Below are 19,948 nucleotides of genomic sequence, written 5' to 3'. Positions count from 1 at the left end.
AAATCGCATGCCGCTTCCTGTACCCAATCTGGATGACCTTGGATTCGATGCCCTTGTCGCCGATGCCAAATCATTGATCCCGCTCTACGATCCGGATTGGACGAACTATAACCCCTCCGACCCCGGTATCACACTTTTGGAGCTGTTTGCCTGGTTCAGTGAAATGGTGCTGTACCGTATGGACCAGGTGACCGAGGAGAGCCAGCTTCAATTTCTCAAGCTGCTCGGCATTACGCTGGCTGAAGGGGAAGAGCTGGCATCCGGGATACGCCGCGGGGCGCAGCAATTCACGCAAAGCTACAGAGCTGTAACCGCAGCGGATTTTCAGCTTCTGGCAGAACAGGGTTTGCTCGAAATTCCCTCAATCCTTGTTAAGTATCCCGATCTGGCGGTCCGCACATTATGTCTGATCAATACAGATCTGGAGAACGGCACCGGAGTGAAGAAAGAAGCCTTCGGGCATGTCTCCGTGATTCTGATTCTGCAAACGGGCAATCAGAAGGATCTGCTGCGGGAAATAACAGAGATCAAACAAAGCGTCAAAGCTTATCTGGATGCCCGCAAGCTGCTGACCACCCGGGTTCATGTGGTGGAGCCTGACTACCTTGAGGTCCAGATCGAGATGGTGGTTGCAGCCAAGGATAAGAGCATTGGCAGCACTGTAAAGGACAGCATTGTCCGGTTTCTTGATCCGGTTAGCGGGGGAGAGGAAGGCAAGGGCTGGCCTCCGGGGAGAAGGCTGTACGCTTCCGATTTGTACCATCTGGTAGAGGGCATGACCGGAATCGACCATGTCACCCGTGTGGTGCTTGAGTCGCCTGAGCTGCTGCCCTATCAATTATTCAAGCTGCAGGAGCTGAAGGTTGAGGTGGAACCATGAGCAGTCCGAATGATAACAGCTATGTGCAGTACCTTCCGCGGGTGTTCCAGCAGAAATCGGGAGAATCCGATGAGAAGTTTTTTCTGGGCCGGTTCCTGAAGGCGTTTGAAGCGATGCTCTCCGGTAAAACTGGGGCAACCAGTGAAGAATCGGTGGGCATTGAAGCTCTGCTGGACAGCCTGCACCAGTATTTTGACCCGGCTATGGCCCCGTCGCAGTTTCTGCCCTGGCTGGCGGGTTGGGTAGGACTGGAGCTTGCGGAGGGGGTGGAGTATGACGGAGAGCAGGATAACCGGGAGCGAACGCTTGCCACCCTGCAGACTCTTCCGCTGTCCGCCGCCCGCAGCACGGTCAACCGCAATCTGCTCGGCAGCATTGTCCAGTTGTACAAAAAACGCGGAACGCTGGCAGGGCTTGCGGAATATTTGCAGGTCTATGCGGGTGAAGAAGCAGCGATTCATATCAGTGACTACGAAGAGCCGGTCCGCTGCGGCAATGAACAGCGTGTGGGGATCAATACAATGGTGGGGGCAGCGGAGCCGAGCTATTTTTCCGTTCATGTTGTCCTTCCTGCGCACAGCCGGACGATTCTGCAGAACAAAGTGCAAATCCTGCAGGAGGTTATCCGGAAGGAAAGACCTTTTTACACCAATTCCAGCCTGAATGTTGAAGTCCCGTATATGTGCCTTGGGGTCTATGGCGCGCTAGGAATGGAAACCTTGCTCGGGGGTATGACAGAGGAATAGAGATTATAGAACGGAGGCAAGTCAATAATGGGAAAAGAATTTGCAAGAATGCGGTACTTTGACGGTCTCTTCCTGAACGCGGAGGACTATAAGCTGGACCAGGATTTCTATCTCCGCCTGCAGCGGCTGCATAACCGCTATCTGCACACCTGGGGGATTGTTTGCGGGCTGAAGGTGCTGCCAATGCTTGCTCAAGGGGAACAAATGAAGGTGAAGGTTGCGGAAGGTCTGGCGCTGAATCAAGTGGTGATCAAGGGGACAACTCCCCAGAAGAACGAGAGCATCAGCCAGGAGATTCTCATTTATGAGGGACACCCGGACAATCCGGTGGATCTCTCCGAGTACAATGCCAACGAGAGCATTTATCTCTGGGTCAGCTATCAGGAAGTGGAAGCCGAGCGGAATATTGAACGTGGCCAGGGCCAGGAGATTCATATCTGGGAGCGGGGGAAGATCAGCCACAGCACCACCAAGCCCACAGGCCCGGAGAATATTGTGCTGGCCCGGATTGTTCCGCGCAGGGAAGCTGCCGGACTCATAATCGACAATACATGTATTTTTGATTATGACAGCGATGCGGCCCGCACGCCGCTTCGGGTATACGCCGGGGCAGCAGGCAAGAAGATGGTTACGGAGAAGCTCGTCATCAAAGCCAAGAGCGATGACAGCATCGAGGATATGCAGCTGAATGAAGAAAGCCTGGCCGCCATGCCATCGGTATACACCCTGCAGGAAGGTACGGTGCTGGAGGTTAACTCCAAGGATACCCAATTTACAGGAAACATCAAAGTTGGCGGTGATTTGACGATTCAGGGAGAGCTGCTCCTGCAGAGCAAGGATCGGTCACAGAGCGAACTTCGGATTATGAACAGCTTCGTTGAGGTCAACAGCCCGAACTATGATGACCCGAAATATGAATTTCCCGGCCCGCGGGACGGCGGACTTGAGGTGTACCGCGGAGACGGGGGCACGCATGACGCCCGGATAGTCTGGGTGGAGAATGAGAAATGCTTCAAGGCGGGGCTGGGTACGGACCTGAAGAAAATCGCTTACGGCAATGAGTGGGACGCCCTGATCAAATATGAGTTCGCCGACCTGCTCCACAGACACAGCAAGCTTTCCTCACAGGGGGGATTGTCCCTTGGCTTCAATAGTTCAGGCAAGCTGTACAGCGATGCTGACCTGGCGCTCAAGGACGACAAGACCTTTTGGCTAAAAGCGACGAACCAGGATACGATTGACGGCTCGCATGGGCTCGGCTGGTTCGGAACAGGCAAGCCTTTTGCCGGACTTGAGGTTGACGGACCTGTATTGTTCGGGAATGCCGGAGGTATTCTGGGTGCCAGAACGGCTAACCCCGACGGCACACGGACCGAAAAGCCGGTTCTCTCCTGGAATAAAAACGGGTATGTCGGAATCGGCCCCCAAAAGGCGCTGGAGGATTCGCTAGATGTCGATGGCAGCCTGCGCATCCTCAGCGGCAGGAACCCGATCCGCTTCACCTCTGTATGGTCCGGCTTCCCGGACAATAAAATTAACGGCGCTGAAATAAGCAATGATATCACCGATCACAAAGCTTTGATGATTGTCGGCAACCAGTCAGCCGGGCAGGGAAGAAAGGTCGCAATCTGGGACCGCCTGGATGTGAACGGGTTCCTGTATGTGAACGGCAAAATGCAAGCGTCACAGGAGATCATTCCAAGCGCGGGCAACGGAGAGCATAACGGCATTATCTTCCCGGCCAATCCGGGCGGCGGCGGCTATGACCTGGCGTGGATCAAATATTATCCGCGCATCGGAGAAGATTGCACGCTGGAAATCGGCACCTCCAACGATGGCAATGATCACATTTCCCTGAATGCTTCAGGCAATGTGGGTATCAGTACGCTTAATCCGGCGGACAAGCTGGATGTTGCCGGTGGCATGCGTTTGTTGACCGGGGATAAGATGAATCCGATCCGTTTCACCTCCGGCTGGACGGGCTTCCCTGACCAGGCCAATAACCGCGCTGAAATCAGTAACGACACCACCAATTACAAAACCTTAATGATCGTCGGCAACTCCTCGGGCGGACAAGGCCGGAAGGTTTCGATCTGGGACCGTCTGGATGTGAACGGCTTCCTGCAGGTGAACGGCAACGCTCAGATTACAGGGGATTTGGTGATTAACGGCAAGATCAAGACCGATGTGCTCACCTTCGACGGACAGTTCAACAGGCTGAATGTAGGGAATTACTTCACCGCTACCGTAGGCTGTGCCGATTTCTGCATGGGTTACTCCGCGCGCCGGGGCTCCCCTGGCAGAGCCTTGGTCGATAATGGAAGCAATCTGGTGCTGAATTACGGCAACGATTGGTCGTATGCCTCCGTACACAGCAGTCTTGAAGTGAAAAACGCCATTATTCCAAGCGCAGGCAGCGGCAACAACGGCATTGTTTTCCCTTCCGATCCCGGCGGCGGCAGCGGCGACTCGGCATGGATCAAGTACTATCCGTCCGGCGGGGAAAACTGCGTGCTGGATATCGGTGTATCCAATGACGCCGGGGACCGCATCTATCTTCACGCCAGCGGCGGCGTATACGCCAACGGCAGCATGTACTGGTGGTCTTCACGTGAGCTGAAGGACAATATCGCCGATCTTCCGGTCAAGGAAGCGAAGCAGCTGCTGGATGGGCTGAACCCGGTTTCTTTTAAATACAAAGGCGGCACGAAGGAAAGAACACTTGGTTTTATAGCGGAAGAGGTTCCAGCAGTTCTGGCGGATGCCGATCAACGGGCGGTTAGCGGAATGGATATCATCGCGGTACTGACCAGTGTCGTGAAGGACCAGCAAAAAGCAATCACAAGAATGCAAAAACAAATTGCCACCCTGCAGGGTGCCTAAACCATTGGAGGATGAACGATATGAAAGAACAAGTAGTAGCACGTATTAATGAACTGAAGGCAGAACTCGAATCCGGGCAGCGGATGATGCAGGAGCTGGATGAAAAACGCAGCAATCTGGGTTACACCATTATGCGCATCAGTGGTGCGATTCAAGCACTCGAGGAATTAGTTGCCGGGGAAGAAGAGTCTGCCCAGGCCTGAACAAACGCCGTATAGCCGCATATTTGAAAAGCCGGGAGGAGTGGGATTGTGCCAAAGGACATGAAACGCATGCATTATTTCAACGGGCTTTTGCTGAAGGAAGATGATTTGACGCTGGATCAGAACCATCACAAGCGTTTACAGCGCCTTCACAACCGTTATTTTCATGATTGGGGAGTTATCACAGGCCTCGAAGTTGAGCAGAAAGAGCTGACCAAAGTAGAGATTACGCCGGGCTTCGCCTTGAACAGAGTCATTGACCCGGACAACAATGAAGAAATCAGCCAGGAAATTATAATCAGTGATACTCATCCTGCGAGGGTGCTCGATTTATCGGGCTACAGCACCTCAGATCAAATCTATATTTCAGTGAACTACAAGGAAGAGCTGGCGGATAAGGACCTCATCAAAGGCGGGGGCAAGGAAATTCATGTGTGGGAGATTTCAGAGCTCAAAGCCAGCTCCAAGAAGCCTACGGATGTCCAGAAGGATATTCTGCTGGCCCGCGTGACCATGAAGCATAACCAGGACGGAACCTTGGGCATCGACCAGATTTATGATACGGATGTGGATGGAAAACCCCTGAGGATCAGAGCGGTAGGCGGAACTACGCTGAAGGCCAAGAAAATAATCATTGGTTCAAAAGAAGACCCTGCTCTGCCCTTTTTCGACATCTCTGTGGATGAGAAGGGTAAAGAGGGGAACAACCTCAATGTTCATGCCTCTCTGACAGAGTTCACGGGGAAAATTAAATCCGGTGCAATCGACACCTATGGAGCAGTTGAAGTTAACGGCGAGCTTACGGTTAAAGCCGGCAGTGAGCAGGCGCTCAAGGTTAACGCTTCCGGGGATGTGGACATGTCCGGTTCTGCCAGTGTGGCAGGTCCGTTCTCGGCAAAAGGCGGGCTTGATGTCAGCGGGGGAATGGCGACGCTGGATGTTCCGCAGGTGGTCATTGGCGGGAATATGGTCACACTCAACAAAAATGCCAATAAGAATTCCAGCAGCGGCATCGAGATCAACCGCGAGGATCAGCCAAACGCCAAGCTGGTGTGGGATGAAAAAGACAAAGCCTGGAAGATCGGAACGGATCAGAAGGAAGGTCAACCGGACAGCGGAATGTATAAGGTAGCTTACGGCGCTGACTGGGAGAAGCTGCATGGCGGGGCCAATGCGGACAGCCTGCACACCCATAGCCAGCTTCATTCGGCAGCCGGAAATCCAGTGCTTCGCAGCGACCCGAACGGGAATATTGTCATTGAGAACACCTTAACCGTGAACGGGGGGCTCGTATCGAAGGGCGGGGGACTGGAGGTATCCCGTGGAGAAACGCTGCCGAACGCCAAGATTGCCTGGAATGAACAGGAGAAATCGTGGCAGATCGGTACGGTGAACGGCGATATGACCAATATTCCTGACGGGAAGCAGTGGGAAGAGCTGACCGGCGGAAGCAGCAATGCGGATGCCCTGCATACCCACAGACAATTCCATAATGAGGATAAAAGTCTGCTGGCGCTGGAGATCGGTGCGGACGGGAACGTTAACATTCCGCATGAGCTTATGGTTGGCGAGACGCTTACGGTGAACAAGCTGATCGTTAGAGAAGAAGAGGTTGTCATCAAGAAGGTTGAGCAGGAAGTGGCGGACAGCTTCATTACGGTGAACAAGAACGGCAATAACACGCTGGACAGCAAGGGTGGTCTGGGCGTCTACCGGGGAAGCCAGAATCCGAGTGCCCGGATGGAATGGAATGAGACAGACCGCAAGTGGAAAATCGGCATTGAAGGCAGCCTCTCCGACATTCCGTATGGCAACAAGTGGGACTCCCTGACGAACGGCTCAGTGGCTGACAAAGCCCACAAGCACAGTACGCTGAGCACCTCATCAGGAGGAACCGTAGTATCCGTAGATGATCAGGGCAAGCTGTCGGCTTCCGGAAATGCGGAGATAAGCGGAACGCTGCTCGGTAAAGGCAATGCTGATCTGAAGGCCGATCTGAATGTGGGCGGTTCTGCAACCATTGAAGGGAACCTCACCGTAAAAGGTAAAACTACATTCGTGAAAAAAGAGGACCTGGTGGTTGTCAGCAACCGCATCGAGATGAATAAATTTGAAGGAGACAGCTCGACCCTGAATCAGAGCAGCATTGAGGTATACCGGGGCAAGTCTAAGCCCAGCGCCAAGCTGGTCTGGAACGAGAGTGAGGGCAGATGGAAGCTGGGGATGGGAGACGAGCTGTCCAATATTGCATACGGCAAGAATTGGGACGCCTTGACCGGAGGAGTAAATTCAGATGCCGACGGACTGCACAGACATAACTCGCTCAGTGACAGCAAAGGCGCTACGGCGTTAGCAGTGAACTCCGAGGGAAATATAGAGATCACGAATGACGCTGAAGTAAAGGGAACGCTCAGCGTGAACAATGGCGCGGATATTACCGGAGGGCTGGCGGTGGATGGCTTGGTGACCGTGGCCGGCAACCTCATCGTCAAGGGTACGACCACAACCGTCGAGAAGAAGGATCTTGTCATTACCGATAATATGATCAAGATTAACAAATTCGAAGGTGAAACTCCTCCAGTGAATGAAAGCGGGCTTGAGGTATACCGCGGCGAATCGCAGCCTGCTGCAAAAATCATCTGGAGTGAAAGCGAGCGGAAATGGAAGGTTGGCACCGGCAGCGCGCTGGAAAATATCGCAAGCGGCAGCTCCTGGGATAAGCTGACGCAAAAGGCGAGTGCAGATTCCCTGCATATCCACAGCCAGCTGTACAATCCGCAGACCGACATTCTCGCACTCAGCGCCAGCGCGGACGGTGATGTGGATGTTCATCATGATCTTACTGTCGGCAGCAATCTTACGGTGGCCGGGAACCTTGAGGTCAGAGGCGCATCGGCCAGCATCAATACAGATGAGCTGGAGATCGGCAGCCCGCTGATTACGCTCAACAAAAATGACGATGCTGTGTCTTCAATCTCCGGCGGTGGAATGGAGATCTTCCGCGGAACCGGCCAGCCCGCAGCTCAAATAGCCTGGGATGAGGACAAGGACCTGTGGAAGATCGGGACCTCCGGTGAGAAAGCATTGACTGTCGATAAGGCTGGCAATGTCAGTGCCTCCGGCAGCCTGGAAGCCGCTAGCGCCAATATTCTTGGTGCTGTCACCGCAGCCAGCGCCGCAATTGCCGGAACAGTGAGCGTTGGAGATGGGCTTGAGGTTCCCCAAGGAACGGAGACCAGCGCCCAGATCAAGTGGGCGAAGGACCGCTGGAAGCTGGGGACAGCGGGTAAAACCGTCCTCAGTCTGACGCGCAGTGGAAAGATGGGTGTGGGCACCGATAATCCGACCGAAGTGCTGGATGTGGCCGGCAAGGCTATCTTCCGGACAGAAGCGGAAATCGCCGGAGCGGCTTCCTTTTCGGGCAAGGTGACTGCACATAAGGAAGCGGTTTTTGAAGGTGATACTACCTTTAACAAGGGAGTTAGCGCGGTGGACGTTGCCGTAAGCCACAATATGGTGGTGGAGGGAAGCCTAGTCGCTGGCGGTATTGAAGCACCGCGCGGCCTGGACAGCAGCGGTGCGGCCTTGCCTAATGCGCGGATTGAATGGAACAACGAACAGAAGGCCTGGTTCTATGGAGATGGGAAGACAAAATATGAGTTCGGCACAGGCAAGGGCGGACAGAACAAGCTGTATAACGAGCTTGGAGATACGATTGCGATGTATTCCGATAAAGAAGGAAAAGTCGGTATCGGGACTACGACTCCGCTTGCGCTTTTGGATGTCAGAATCGCTGGCGACAGCACTGCATTCAGTGTAACCAAGACCGGAAATGTAGGGATCGGGACCATTCCTGCTAATCCTAATTCGAAGCTCGAGGTGCAAGGCAATACAGCAGTTAAAGGCAACCTGAGTGCTGAAAATGCTACATTCTCCAAGGATTTGACGGTAGCAGGAAATTTAACTGTTAACGGTGATGTAGTAACGATCAACGCCGCCACTTTGGAAGTTGAAGACAATATTATAAGAGTCAACAAGTATGAACCGCGCGACACTCCGCTTGTGAAAAATGCAGGGCTTGAGGTGTTCCGTGGCGGAACCGCTCAGCCGGCGCAGCTGATATGGGATGAAACTGCCGACGAATGGCTGGCCGGAGCCGCAAATACGCTGAAGGCAATTGAGTTCAAAGGGCATACCCATCCGGAGTTTGCCGGATTGTCCGGTGCAATGACCGTGGATTCCGGGAATATCGGAATCGGTACGGCTAAGCCGACAGCCAAGCTGGACGTGAACGGGAATGTGGCTGTCTCGGGCAAGCTGACAGCAGTTGATGCGCAGCTCACCGGCAAGCTGAATGCGGCCGGGGCGGAAATCGCAGACACGTTGACCGCCAAGGATGCTGGAATCAGCAATAAGCTGACGGCGAAGGATGGCGTGTTCACAGGCAGTCTTGCGGTTAGCCAGGGTATTGAGACAAGCAGAGGCGCAGATCCGAAAGCGCAAATCCTCTGGAATGAAACGATTGATGAGTGGCAGGTTGGCATTGCCGGAAGTCTTAAGCAGTTGTCTTATCAAGGACATACCCATCAGGAGCTTGCCGATCTGACTGCTGTGCTGAAGATCGTCTCCGGCAATCTCGGAATTGGCACTGCAACACCAACAGCCAAGCTCGATGTGACCGGAAATGCGGCCATCAACGGCAAACTGACCGTCACCGAAGCCGCCGTTAGCGGCACGTTAACCGCAAAGGATGCGTCATTAACCGGAACGGCTACGCTTAAGGATGCGACTGTCAGTGGTACGTTAACTGCGAAGGATGCCAATGTCAGCGGAGTCTTTACTGCCAAGGATGCTACGGTGAGCGGCAAGCTGACCGCCAAGGACGCTGCTGTCAGCGGAAATCTTACACTTGGTCAAGGGATTGAAGTGGCTAGAGGCGCTGACGCCAAGGCGCAGATTCTCTGGAATGAAGCCGTAAAAGAATGGCAGATGGGTATTGCCGGAAGTCTTAAGCAGCTCTCCTACAGCGGCCATACTCATCCGGAGCTTACGGACCTGGCGAACCTGACTGGTGTGCTGAAGGCTGTCTCCGGCAATATTGGGATCGGAACCCAAACGCCAGCGGCCAAGCTGGATGTGAAGGGCGATACGGCGGTCTCCGGGAAGCTGACGGTAGCGGAAGCGGCTGTGAGCGGTGCTCTGTCCGCGAAGGATGCAACACTAACCGGTACACTGACCACCAAGGACGCAACGCTCAGCGGTATATTGACGGTTCAGGATGCAACGCTCAGCGGTGCATTAACAGCAAAAGATGCGGCGCTAACCGGCAAGCTGACTGCGACGGACGCTGTAATCAGCGGCAGCCTGGCGGTTAGCCAGGGCATCGAGGTTAACCGGGGGAAAGACAAGAAAGCACAGATTGCTTGGAATGAGACCGATGGTGAATGGCAGGTCGGTGTTGAAGGCGGCATGAAGCGCCTTGCTTACAGCGATCATACCCACGACGAGCTAACTACACTTACGGGTGCGATAACGGTAGATCCAAGCAGCAATGTAGGGATAGGCAAAACAGCCACAGACGGCTACAAGCTCGATGTGAACGGGAACCTGCGGGCGACCAATTTCTCGCAGACCTCCTCCAGAACCTTTAAGGAAAACATCGCCAGCCTTCCTGCTAAAAAAGCTCTCGAGCTGCTGAACAAGCTGAAGCCGGTCACCTTCAACTACAAAGAGGAGAACGGCAAGCAGCAAAATATCGGCTTCATCGCCGAGGATGTGCCACACATTTTTGCCACCTCCGATCACAAATCTGTCGTGCTGATGGATATCATCGCCGTCCTGACAACGGTTGTACAGAAGCAGCAAAAAGAAGCTGTGAACATGCGCAAGCAGGTTAACGAGCTACAGGTGCAAGTAGCGGCCTTGGCAGGCGTATAACCAGAAGCCACTCATAACGGATGGATTTAGAAGCTCCTGCAGCCATAGTGCTGTGGGGGCTTCTTTAATGTATCAAGTGAGATCGGCTTCAGGATCATCAAGATGCCGCAAAATAAGGCTCAAAACCAAAGTTAGCGGTTGTCATTCGATTAGGAGTCCAACTCACGTTGGAAGGCCTGATAAGAGGAAAAATACCCGCTACTTCGTATGAAATCCTCATTATCCACGAGTTAAGGGGAAGTCCTCCCTGTATCATCGTCCAATCTAGCACGGAAAGGGCTACCGCCCAAATATAGGGGGAGCATTTCCCTCAGTTTTCTTGAAACGCCTGTTCCTATCCAGAATAGAGTGGGATTTTCCCGCTATTTTGATGTTCGCTTCTTTTTTGCACTCGTTCTGGAATAAGAAGATGAACACCGCAGGAGGAACATGGATGTCAAAGGAATATTCGCGCACGTATATTGAAAGTGTAAAGCTGGAACTGCTCCACAGACTTGGCTTGAAGCAGGTCTATTATAAGGGGCAAGCGGGCGATGATTTGCTGTATGAGGCTTCTGGTTTCGACAAAGGGACGGAGCATAAATTTTGCGTCAGAACGAAAACTGGAACCATTGACGAGTTCGTCGCAGGGAAATGGATGAAAGTCCGCAGCTTTGCGATCAAGAGCAGAGAACAATAAGACTTGGATAAAATAATCAAATCCGCCTAACCTACAACTCGTGGGTTAGGCGGATTTTTTGCTGTAATACGTCCGCCTTTGTCTCCGGAAGTCCAAACATTCCCCGCAGTTATGACCAGTCCCCAATATGGAAATGTTTAGAGTTCAGCTAGTTTACATCGAGAAGTCATTCCCCAGATATACGTTCGGCGCGGTCAGGTACAGCTCCCGGACTACTACATTCCGGGGCTGCTGCAGTGCATAAATCACCGCTCCTGCAATGTCATCCCCGCTCAGGAAGGTCTGTCCCATCGCTCCGCTAATGCGGGCAATCAGCTCTTCCGGCAGATGGTCCCCCTGCTTGAAGTCAACCTCCATGCCCAGCTTGCGGGCAAGCTGCATTACGGCCTCCGGCTCCAGGTTCCGTCCGAAGTTGGTTGCCACCGCACCAGGAAGAAGCGTTGTTATCTGAATCGGTTCGGTTGAAAGCTCCCGTGTGAGCGCTTGTCCAAGCGCGTTCACCATATGTTTGGTGGCGCTGTAGAAATCTCGCCCTGGCTCATAGGCGTTGCCTGAGGAAATATTAATGATATGCCCGGGTGCGCCGCCTACGTTCAGCCGCATCGCCCGGACGGCTGCTTGCGAGCCGGCAAGCAGGGCTACAATATTGACATCAATCATTTCCTTCCAGTCTTCCACCTTCGTATCCACGATGTTCCCATGAATATGCAGGCCGGCGTTGTTGACCATAATGTCCAAGTGGCCTGTCTGCTCTTGCGCCTGACGGATAAAGCTCTGCAGCTTCCCGGTATCCCGGAGATCAAACGCGCTATAAGTCGCCTGTCCGCCAGCTTGTTCAATTTGTGTTTTTATGCCATCGAGCTGCTCCTCACTTCTTCCTGTAATAAAGACATGCGCACCTTCGTGTGCAAGCCGGCTGGCAATGGCGCGGCCAATGCCGCTGGATGCTCCGGTAATGACGGCTGTTTTATTGTTCAGCATGATTCTTTTCCTCCTCCAGATAATAAACAATGTGTTGATTTATGAACCATGTGTTAATTATAATAAGGGCAACTTAGACATACAATAATCACTATTTCGAATAGTGTTCATTAAGTGGAGGGAGTCCTTGTGAGCAAAGCAGATGATCTTCGGGTAGTCAGAACGAGGAGGATGATTGACGAGGCTTTTTTTGCGCTGGTTGAGGAGCAGGGGATTGAAAGTGTGAATGTAAGGAGCCTGACTGCCAAGGCGGGAATCAACCGCGGAACCTTTTATCTGCATTATCTGGATATTTACGATCTGATGGAGAAGATGGAGGATCGGATCATAGAGCAGATGAACAACCTGCCCGCCCGCAGTGAGCCGGAAGAGCTGCTTGGGAGCGGGATGGAGGATGAGCCTTTTCCGTCGATTGTCCAGTTTATCCGCTTTATGTCGGAGCAGCAGCGTTTTTTCGCTATCTTTTTTGCCCAGGAGGGACACGCTTTTGGTAAAAGACTAAGAGCCCTGATCCTGAGGCGCATGTATGAAAAGCTGCCGATGCGGGACTTGGAGCAAGACAGTCTTGCAGTTCCTGCCGATTACATTGTTGCCTATTTCAGCTCAGCCCACTTCGGTGTGATCCGGCATTGGTTCAATACAGGCAGAGCGCTTCCCCCGGAGGAGCTGGCATTGATCTTAACCCGCCTGGTCCGGGATGGCCCGCTGCTGACCGCGCTTAACCGCAAGCCGGAGAAGCCAAAACACTCTTAAAGTGTTGAAAGCGCACTAGAATACAGGTTTACTTCTTACTCCGGGTATGATCCGGCATCAGGAATGAGAGGGCGGCAGCAGCAAGGACGATGATTAAAGAGGCCAGAAATATATCATGAATGGCCGTAGAGAGAATGCCATAGATCTCTATTAAGAACCTGTTGAAATTGTCTATTGCAGCAGGCGGGATTTGTTCCTTCAAGGCATTTATAGTTTGAGTATCCATCAGCGCTTGGGGTGAGCTTAGGACGGCACTGAAATCGATGGATGGATCAGCAGAGGAAAACCTGGATATGTCTATATTCTTAATCCCGCTTGTAAGGGATGACAGCATAATAGCGCCAAACACAGCAGAGGCAATAGTTCCACCGATATTTCTGAAAAATTGAACCGCGGCTGTGACGATCCCCATTTGAGTCTGTGGAAATGCATTCTGGACCGCCAGCGTAAAGACCGGCATATTCAGCCCAATGCCCAGCCCGGAAATCACCATGGCCACATCAACCTCTAGAATCGTTGAACCTGCATTCAGTCTTGTCAGGATGAAGAATCCTATTGCTGTGATGATAAATCCGGTGATTGCGATGATCTTGAGTTTTCCCGTTTTGGAGATTATTTTTCCGCCAAGCACGCTTGCGATCGCAAAGCTTAGCATGAGCGGTGCCATGGCCAGGCCGGAATTCGTTGCATCTTTGCCCAGCACAACCTGTGTAAATAAGGGAATAAACAGTACCGCTCCAAACATACTGGCGTTAGATAAGAACACTATTACCGTTGTTACACGAAATGTTCTATCTTTAAAAAACCCCAAGGGGAGAATAGGCTCCTTTGCGGTCCTTTCAATCACAACAAAAATGATGAGTGCGAGCACAGAAAAAATAAACATACAGATAATCTCCGGTGATGACCATTCGAATTTTTTCCCGGCCCATGTAAAAGCCAGAAGCAGGGGAACAAGGCCCACAATTAAAGCTGCCGTGCCTGCGTAATCCACAGTTCTTGGTGCGGAGCTTTCGTTTTGGAGAGTGGGGACGGTGGTCAGGATAAGGAATATAAACAATATGCCTATCGGAAGATTGATGTAGAATATCCATCTCCAGCCGAAGTGATCCGCGATGATCCCTCCAAGAACGGGGCCAATAATACTTGCCAATCCAAATGCGGAGTAAGCGATTCCTGTGTTCTTAGCTCTTTCATCAGGCGGGAAAATATCTCCGATCATGGCAAATGTGTTGGCCATTAAGATTCCGCATCCCAAGCCTTGGATGCCTCTGAATATAATCAGCTGGAGCATGCTTTACGATAGTCCGCATAAGCAGGAACCGATCAGGAAGGCTGCCGCACCTATCATGAAAAAGAGCTTACGTCCAAAGGTATCGGCGAGCTTTCCGGCGATAGGGGTAATGATCGTTGAGAACAGCATGTAAATGGTTAAGGGCCAAGCGAACAAATCCAGGCCATTCAGGTCATCGGTAATATTTTTCATCGCCGTAGAAATAATCGTGCTATCCAAAGCCGTTAGAAGAACACTCAGAGTCAGACCCACCATAATTACATTTTTTTGTTTTTGGGTTAGAGCTTCAATAGGTTTCACAATTTTTTATCCCCCGATTCAGTTTTAGACATCAGCTGCTGCACAATCATCAGTGAATGTATGAATTGCTCGGATTCCTCATCACTGAGGATAGCAAACCTCTTACTGATCCCAATCTTTAGGTTCTGTTTATTGTTCACCGCCAGTTCCTTGCCTTTGTCAGTGAGTGCAATATTAATAATTCTGCGATCTTCCTGATCTGGAACTCTTTCTATCAGCTGTGCTTCAAGTAATTTGTCCACTAATACAGTCATTCTGGATTTGGATATCATCAGAATCTTCCCGACTGCTGAAATGGGAGCCCTCCCAAATTCTTCGAGTATATGTAATGTGACAAAATCTTGGTAGGTATACAACGGGTCAGATACCTCGTCTCTAAGCTGAAAAAAGTATCTTACAATTTCCGGGAAGACCTTGATCACCCCTTCTGCCACTTTATCTCGTTTGTTATCATCCAAATCCAATCTCCTCCTTAAAATTTAGATCAATAGTACATTTTGTTAATAGTACATTTTATGAATGGTACACTTTATGTACTATAATATAGATCTTCCCGCGTTCTAAGTCAACTAAAAATGACCAGACTGAGATGCCTTAGTTGACACACTCAACATTTAGCGTTATAACATAGTTGATTAGATCAACTAACGGAGGCGGTCAAACTGGAGCTTTTACCTTTAGCCAGATATGTGGGGATATTTAACAGGCAAACTCAGGCTTACATTACAGCAGCTTTTACCAGCTTGGACATAAGTTTTTCGGAAAGCATCCTGCTGATGAACCTGTACGGCAACGAGGGGATCAATCAGGAAGAGTTATCTGCTTTGCTATTTATTGATAAGGCTGCAACTGCGAGGTCCATCAAATCACTTGAAAGAAAAGGGTTTATCAGGCGGGAAACGATGCTGGAAGACAAGAGAGCCAAGAAACTCTTTTTAACCACAAAAGGATGTGAGTATCAGGATTATTTCTACAAGCGTTTGGAAAAGTGGGAGAGGTATGTTACCGGAGGGATGGATGAAGGGGCAAAGGATCAGGTTACCAGAGGGCTGCAAATGATGGCTGAACAAGCGATGAAGGTTGATCTTGACGAATTCACTAAATTTGAGGAAGAAGGATATGAGCATGCCGCTGAACCCAAAACTGAATAAATTGCTTGAAACTGATTTTGAGCAGCTCTACGCGCTGCCGCTTGATCAGCAAAGGGAATGGTATGCCGCAAGCTGGGATGATTGCAAAGGAAGCCCTGAGGAAGTTGGAGCTGTATACGATCTTACTGTTACAACATCCGTAAGAGATACACTGATCAGAGTCTATCAGCCCAAAGGGTTTGGCCGTCATCCAGCCTTGATCTGGATTCATGGCGGCGGATTTGTGTTCGGAAATATTGAAGTATATGACCCGTTATGCCGCACGATTGTGAACACTGGGAATTGTACGGTAATCTCCATAGAATATGGCTTGTCGCCGGAGCACAAGTTCCCTGAACCGGTGGATGAATGCTACCAGGTTGTGAAATGGATCTCTGATCATGCGGATAAATTGAATATTCTGCCCGGTAAAATCGCCATCGGCGGCGACAGCGTAGGGGGAACCCTTACGGCTGTAATTAGCCAATTGTCCAGAGATAGAGGGGAATTTAAGCTTGTATATCAGCTCATAATTAACGCAATGCTAGATTTAATGGGTGTGACAAAACCGCAATCCCGGGTGGACAATGCTGTAGGCTACAGACTTACCACCAAAGGCATCGAGTGGTTTGTCCGTCAATATTTGAATGAATTAAGCGAGGCCAAGAATCCGCTCGCTTCACCACTGCTGGCCGACAACTTCGGAGAGCTTCCTCCTGCATGTATCATTACCTCACAATTTGATCCGCTGAGAGATGAAGGAGAATTGTATGCGCAGCGTTTGGCTGCAGCCGGGGTTGATGTTTGTCTGAAAAGATTCGATGGCGTCATTCATGGCTTTTTCAACATGCAGATGACCTTGGAGGAAGCGCGAGACGCTCTGGCCTTAGTATGTACAAAATTAAGCGAAGCTTTCAATGAGGAACTGTGATGACAGCGAAAATTGATCTTCATTCCCATTACCTGCCGCAGGCGTACAGAGAAGCATTGCTTCAGTTCTGTGAACCGAACCCCGACGGGTTTCCTACTCCTGCATGGAGTCCTGAAATCCACTTAGAGACTATGGATGATTTGGGAATTGCTACCTCGATGCTCTCCTTGTCATCTCCCCATATCCATTTTGGAGACAAATATGCTACGAGAGACTTGGCCAGAATAGCTAACGAAGAAGGTGCAGAGCTTGTAAGGAAGTATCCCGGGAAGTTTGGATTGCTGGCCTCTTTGCCTTTGCCGGATATTCCGTATAGTATTGCAGAAATTCAATATGCGCTGGATGTTCTGCATGCGGATGGCTTCACATTGCCGACGAACGTGCTGGGAGTGTACCTGGGCAATCCGGGCTTGGAGGACATATTTGCAGAATTGAACAATCGTAAAGCCATAGTCACCCTCCATCCCAATAAACCGGGCCTTGTGCCAGAGCATGTAGCGGAAGGTTTGCCTATTCCAATGATGGAATTTTTCTTCGATACGACCCGCACGGTTATGAACCTGATCTTAACAGGAACCCTGAACCGCTTCCCCGATATAAAATTTATTGTCCCCCATGCCGGAGCATTTCTGCCGGTTCTCGCCGACCGGATTGCACCAGCTCTTCAAATGATGCCCTCAGCCTTCGGCGGACATATGGAAAATGCTGCGGTGGATATTTATGCGGCTCTGCAAGGACTGTACTATGACCTTGCCGGAGCCTGTCTGCCCAGACAACTGGCGAATCTGCTGCCACTAGCTGGAGCGGAGCAGCTCATGTACGGCAGCGACTACCCTTATACACCCGGCTTTGCCTGCAAGGTTTTAGCTGATGACCTGGACAGAACGGACTTACTGACAGATGAACAGCGCAGGCAGATTTATTGTGACAATGCCCTGCGTTTATTTCCGAATATCGCACCCGGTAAGAATGGCAAGCTGATAAAGTAAATTATTGACAAAATAGATGGATTGTTTTATTGTATGTCTAAAGGATATATGTTGAAACGACATATGTTCAAACGGTATATGTGGAGGGTGAAATGTTAGAGTACATTATGCTGGGTTTTTTAATGAACGGTGAATTGAGCGGTTATGACTTAAAGCAGTGTATGGTAAAAAGCACGTCGAATTTTTTTGATGCCAGCTTTGGAACAATATACACTGCACTAAAAAGAATGGAGGCTAGAGGCGCAATAGATTCGCGTGAGGTTGTTGATGGAGGGAAGCTTAAAAAGCTGTATTCAATCAGCGGGGATGGAAAATCTGAGTTTATGAAATGGCTGGAACTGCCGGTAGAGTTCACAAGGACCAAACCGGATCATCTCGTTAAGGTGTTCTTTTTGGGATTTCTTCCTAAGGAAAAGGCAATAGAGAAATTGCAGGCCTTAATTGCTGAAGTTGAAAAAGTTTTTAACAGCCTCAGGAAACATGAAAACCAAATAAAGGAATCGTATGATGTGTACCAATTTTCTACGTTAGTTTTCGGAATCAATTATTATAAATACGTTATTGAATGGGGCAATAAGTTATTGAGCGATTTAGAGAATGCGTAAAACAGGAGGTGCCGGATGAAGATAGCAGTTCTGAACGGAAGCCCAAAAGGCGAGGAAAGTGTGACGGTACAGTATGTGAAATATTTAGAGAAAAGATTTCCGCAGCATGAGTTTATTTACATTCATGTTGCCCATTCGCTCAAAAAACTCGAGAGTGATTTAACATTTTTCAACAAAGCAATTGGGAGTGTAGCAAGCTCTGATGGAGTCATTTGGGCGTTTCCTCTTTATTTTTGCATGGTGCATTCCCATTACAAGCGCTTTATAGAGTTAATCTGGGAGAGAGGCGTGCAGGATGCTTTTAAGGACAAATACACGGCATCGGTGGCTACTTCCCTGCATTTTCATGATCATATTGCGCTGAACTATATCCATTCCATTTGTGACGATTTGGGAATGCGGTATATTGATTCCTTTTCCGCTCATATGAATGATTTGATGCAAGAAAAGGTGCGAAGCAATTTGATCCTTTTTGCAGAGAACGTGTTTGAAAGTATAGAGAAAAGAAATAAGACATTGAGAACGTACATGCCCATCCAATACAGCGCTGTTGATTATATACCTGGAGAAGTGAAACGCACACTCGAAAATAAGGGACAAAGGATCGTTATTGTGACTGATTCCGTCGATCAGACGAGCAATATCGGTAGAATGGTGGATCGTTTCAGAAAGCTAACTCAAGCAGAAGTGATTGATATATCTGCCATCGAGATCAAGGGCGGCTGTAAAGGATGCATAAAGTGCGGGTTCGATAATCAATGTATATACGGGAAAAGCGATGACATCCAAAAAATCTATGAGCAAATAAGAGAGTTTGACATTATTGTCTATGCAGGCGGGATGAAGGACAGATATTTATCAGCCACATGGAAAATATTCATTGAACGGAGTTTTTTTCGGACCCACCAACCCCAGTTTACAGGCAGGCAAATGGGGGTTCTAATCTCAGGACCTTTAAGCCAGAACAGTAATTTGCTTGAACATTTGCAGGCTCTTATAGAGTTTGATGGAGCAAATCTGGCGGGAATTCTTACGGATGAATACGGGGATTCCGCGGAAATCAATGAAAGAATGGAAGCCTTGGCTCACAAGCTCGTGCAGTTCTCTGCACAACACTACCTTAGACCACAAACGTTCCTTGGGATCGGCGGTATGAAAATACTAAGAGATGATATATGGGGCAACCTCAGATTTGTTTTTCAAGGCGATCACAGATATTTTAAAAAGCATGGATTATACGACTTTCCACACAAGAAGTATGGCACGAGAATGGTCAATTCAATAATGATTCCGCTGACTAAGCTGCCCCCTGTAAAGAAAAACATTCGGCAAAATATCAACAAGTATATGGTTATCCCCCATAAAAATGTTGTCAAAAATAAGTAACTTGCGCAAGGATGGCATAACATATTCATTATAGAAATGGACTTGGCGAAACGCCAGGTCTATTTTTCTGTTTGCTGCCCGGTAGAAGGTAGATTAGCTAAATTCTCCAAATTGCAGGGCTTGGCGGATGCCAGGCGTCTAAAAGAACAAGTGGCGCTGGACCAAAATGGAAATCAGCTTGCCCTCCCGCGAATCTCAAATGGCTAACCTCAACTTAAGATTATCGTAAGATTCGGCTAAGAAAAAAGAAA

Annotated in this window: 14 protein-coding genes and 1 pseudogene; 12 read left to right on the top strand and 3 right to left on the bottom strand. The window is 50.0% G+C overall.

Annotation, left to right across the window (positions count from 1 at the left end):
- Positions 1–7: 7 nt before the first annotated feature.
- The 6 genes from ACX1DY_RS28235 (at position 8) to ACX1DY_RS28210 (ending at position 11,328) form a co-directional block, all read left to right on the top strand.
- The gene (locus tag ACX1DY_RS28235; RefSeq protein ID WP_458967452.1) at positions 8–880 is read left to right on the top strand and encodes a hypothetical protein; all 873 of its coding nucleotides are present in this window, start codon (positions 8–10) and stop codon (positions 878–880) included.
- Positions 877–1,626, top strand: a complete 750-nt coding sequence (locus tag ACX1DY_RS28230) for a phage tail protein (protein ID WP_458967451.1) — start codon at positions 877–879, stop codon at positions 1,624–1,626. The genes ACX1DY_RS28235 and ACX1DY_RS28230 overlap by 4 nt, the downstream gene beginning before the upstream one ends.
- A gap of 27 nt (positions 1,627–1,653) precedes the next feature.
- Entirely contained in the window at positions 1,654–4,509 is a 2,856-nt protein-coding gene (locus ACX1DY_RS28225) for a tail fiber domain-containing protein (RefSeq protein ID WP_458967450.1), read from the top strand.
- Positions 4,510–4,529: 20 nt separating this feature from the next.
- The gene (locus ACX1DY_RS28220) at positions 4,530–4,712 is read left to right on the top strand and encodes a hypothetical protein (protein ID WP_458967449.1); all 183 of its coding nucleotides are present in this window, start codon (positions 4,530–4,532) and stop codon (positions 4,710–4,712) included.
- A 48-nt stretch (positions 4,713–4,760) separates the two neighbouring features.
- Entirely contained in the window at positions 4,761–10,649 is a 5,889-nt protein-coding gene (locus ACX1DY_RS28215; protein WP_458967448.1) for a tail fiber domain-containing protein, read from the top strand.
- A 433-nt stretch (positions 10,650–11,082) separates the two neighbouring features.
- Complete coding sequence (locus ACX1DY_RS28210) at positions 11,083–11,328, top strand: hypothetical protein (RefSeq protein ID WP_458967447.1); 246 nt, start codon at positions 11,083–11,085, stop codon at positions 11,326–11,328.
- A gap of 153 nt (positions 11,329–11,481) precedes the next feature.
- On the opposite strand, the gene ACX1DY_RS28205 is transcribed toward ACX1DY_RS28210, so the two are convergent.
- Positions 11,482–12,309, bottom strand: a complete 828-nt coding sequence (locus ACX1DY_RS28205; protein ID WP_458967446.1) for an SDR family oxidoreductase — start codon at positions 12,307–12,309, stop codon at positions 11,482–11,484.
- A gap of 129 nt (positions 12,310–12,438) precedes the next feature.
- Here ACX1DY_RS28205 and ACX1DY_RS28200 point away from each other — a divergent pair, with 129 nt between their 5' ends.
- Complete coding sequence (locus tag ACX1DY_RS28200) at positions 12,439–13,062, top strand: TetR/AcrR family transcriptional regulator (protein ID WP_458967445.1); 624 nt, start codon at positions 12,439–12,441, stop codon at positions 13,060–13,062.
- A 28-nt stretch (positions 13,063–13,090) separates the two neighbouring features.
- On the opposite strand, the pseudogene ACX1DY_RS28195 reads toward ACX1DY_RS28200, so the two are convergent.
- Together ACX1DY_RS28195 and ACX1DY_RS28190 are read right to left on the bottom strand one after the other, a co-directional pair.
- Positions 13,091–14,611: pseudogene (locus ACX1DY_RS28195) on the bottom strand (MDR family MFS transporter).
- A 41-nt stretch (positions 14,612–14,652) separates the two neighbouring features.
- A complete protein-coding gene (locus tag ACX1DY_RS28190) occupies positions 14,653–15,114 on the bottom strand; it encodes a MarR family winged helix-turn-helix transcriptional regulator (protein WP_458967444.1) in 462 nt (153 codons plus the stop codon).
- A 231-nt stretch (positions 15,115–15,345) separates the two neighbouring features.
- Between ACX1DY_RS28190 and ACX1DY_RS28185 the strand changes: the two genes are divergently transcribed.
- From ACX1DY_RS28185 to ACX1DY_RS28165, 5 genes are all read left to right on the top strand, one after another.
- Positions 15,346–15,807, top strand: a complete 462-nt coding sequence (locus tag ACX1DY_RS28185) for a MarR family winged helix-turn-helix transcriptional regulator (protein WP_458967443.1) — start codon at positions 15,346–15,348, stop codon at positions 15,805–15,807.
- Positions 15,782–16,717, top strand: coding sequence for an alpha/beta hydrolase (locus ACX1DY_RS28180; RefSeq protein WP_458967442.1), 936 nt, complete (start codon positions 15,782–15,784; stop codon positions 16,715–16,717). Before ACX1DY_RS28185 ends, ACX1DY_RS28180 begins: the two co-directional genes overlap by 26 nt.
- Positions 16,717–17,706 carry an amidohydrolase family protein gene (locus ACX1DY_RS28175; RefSeq protein WP_458967441.1) on the top strand — a complete coding sequence of 330 codons (990 nt, stop codon included), beginning with the start codon at positions 16,717–16,719 and terminating at the stop codon, positions 17,704–17,706. The genes ACX1DY_RS28180 and ACX1DY_RS28175 overlap by 1 nt, the downstream gene beginning before the upstream one ends.
- Positions 17,707–17,798: 92 nt before the next feature.
- Positions 17,799–18,311, top strand: a complete 513-nt coding sequence (locus ACX1DY_RS28170; protein WP_458967440.1) for a PadR family transcriptional regulator — start codon at positions 17,799–17,801, stop codon at positions 18,309–18,311.
- Between the two features lie 15 nt (positions 18,312–18,326).
- Positions 18,327–19,697: an NAD(P)H-dependent oxidoreductase gene (locus tag ACX1DY_RS28165; protein WP_458967439.1), complete on the top strand. Its 1,371-nt coding sequence runs from the start codon at positions 18,327–18,329 to the stop codon at positions 19,695–19,697.
- Positions 19,698–19,948 lie beyond the last annotated feature (251 nt).

It is taken from the genome of Paenibacillus sp. BAC0078, assembly GCF_054483875.1.
The sequence above is the reverse complement of the archived record's forward strand: the minus strand, read 5'-3'. Positions and strand labels throughout refer to the sequence as shown.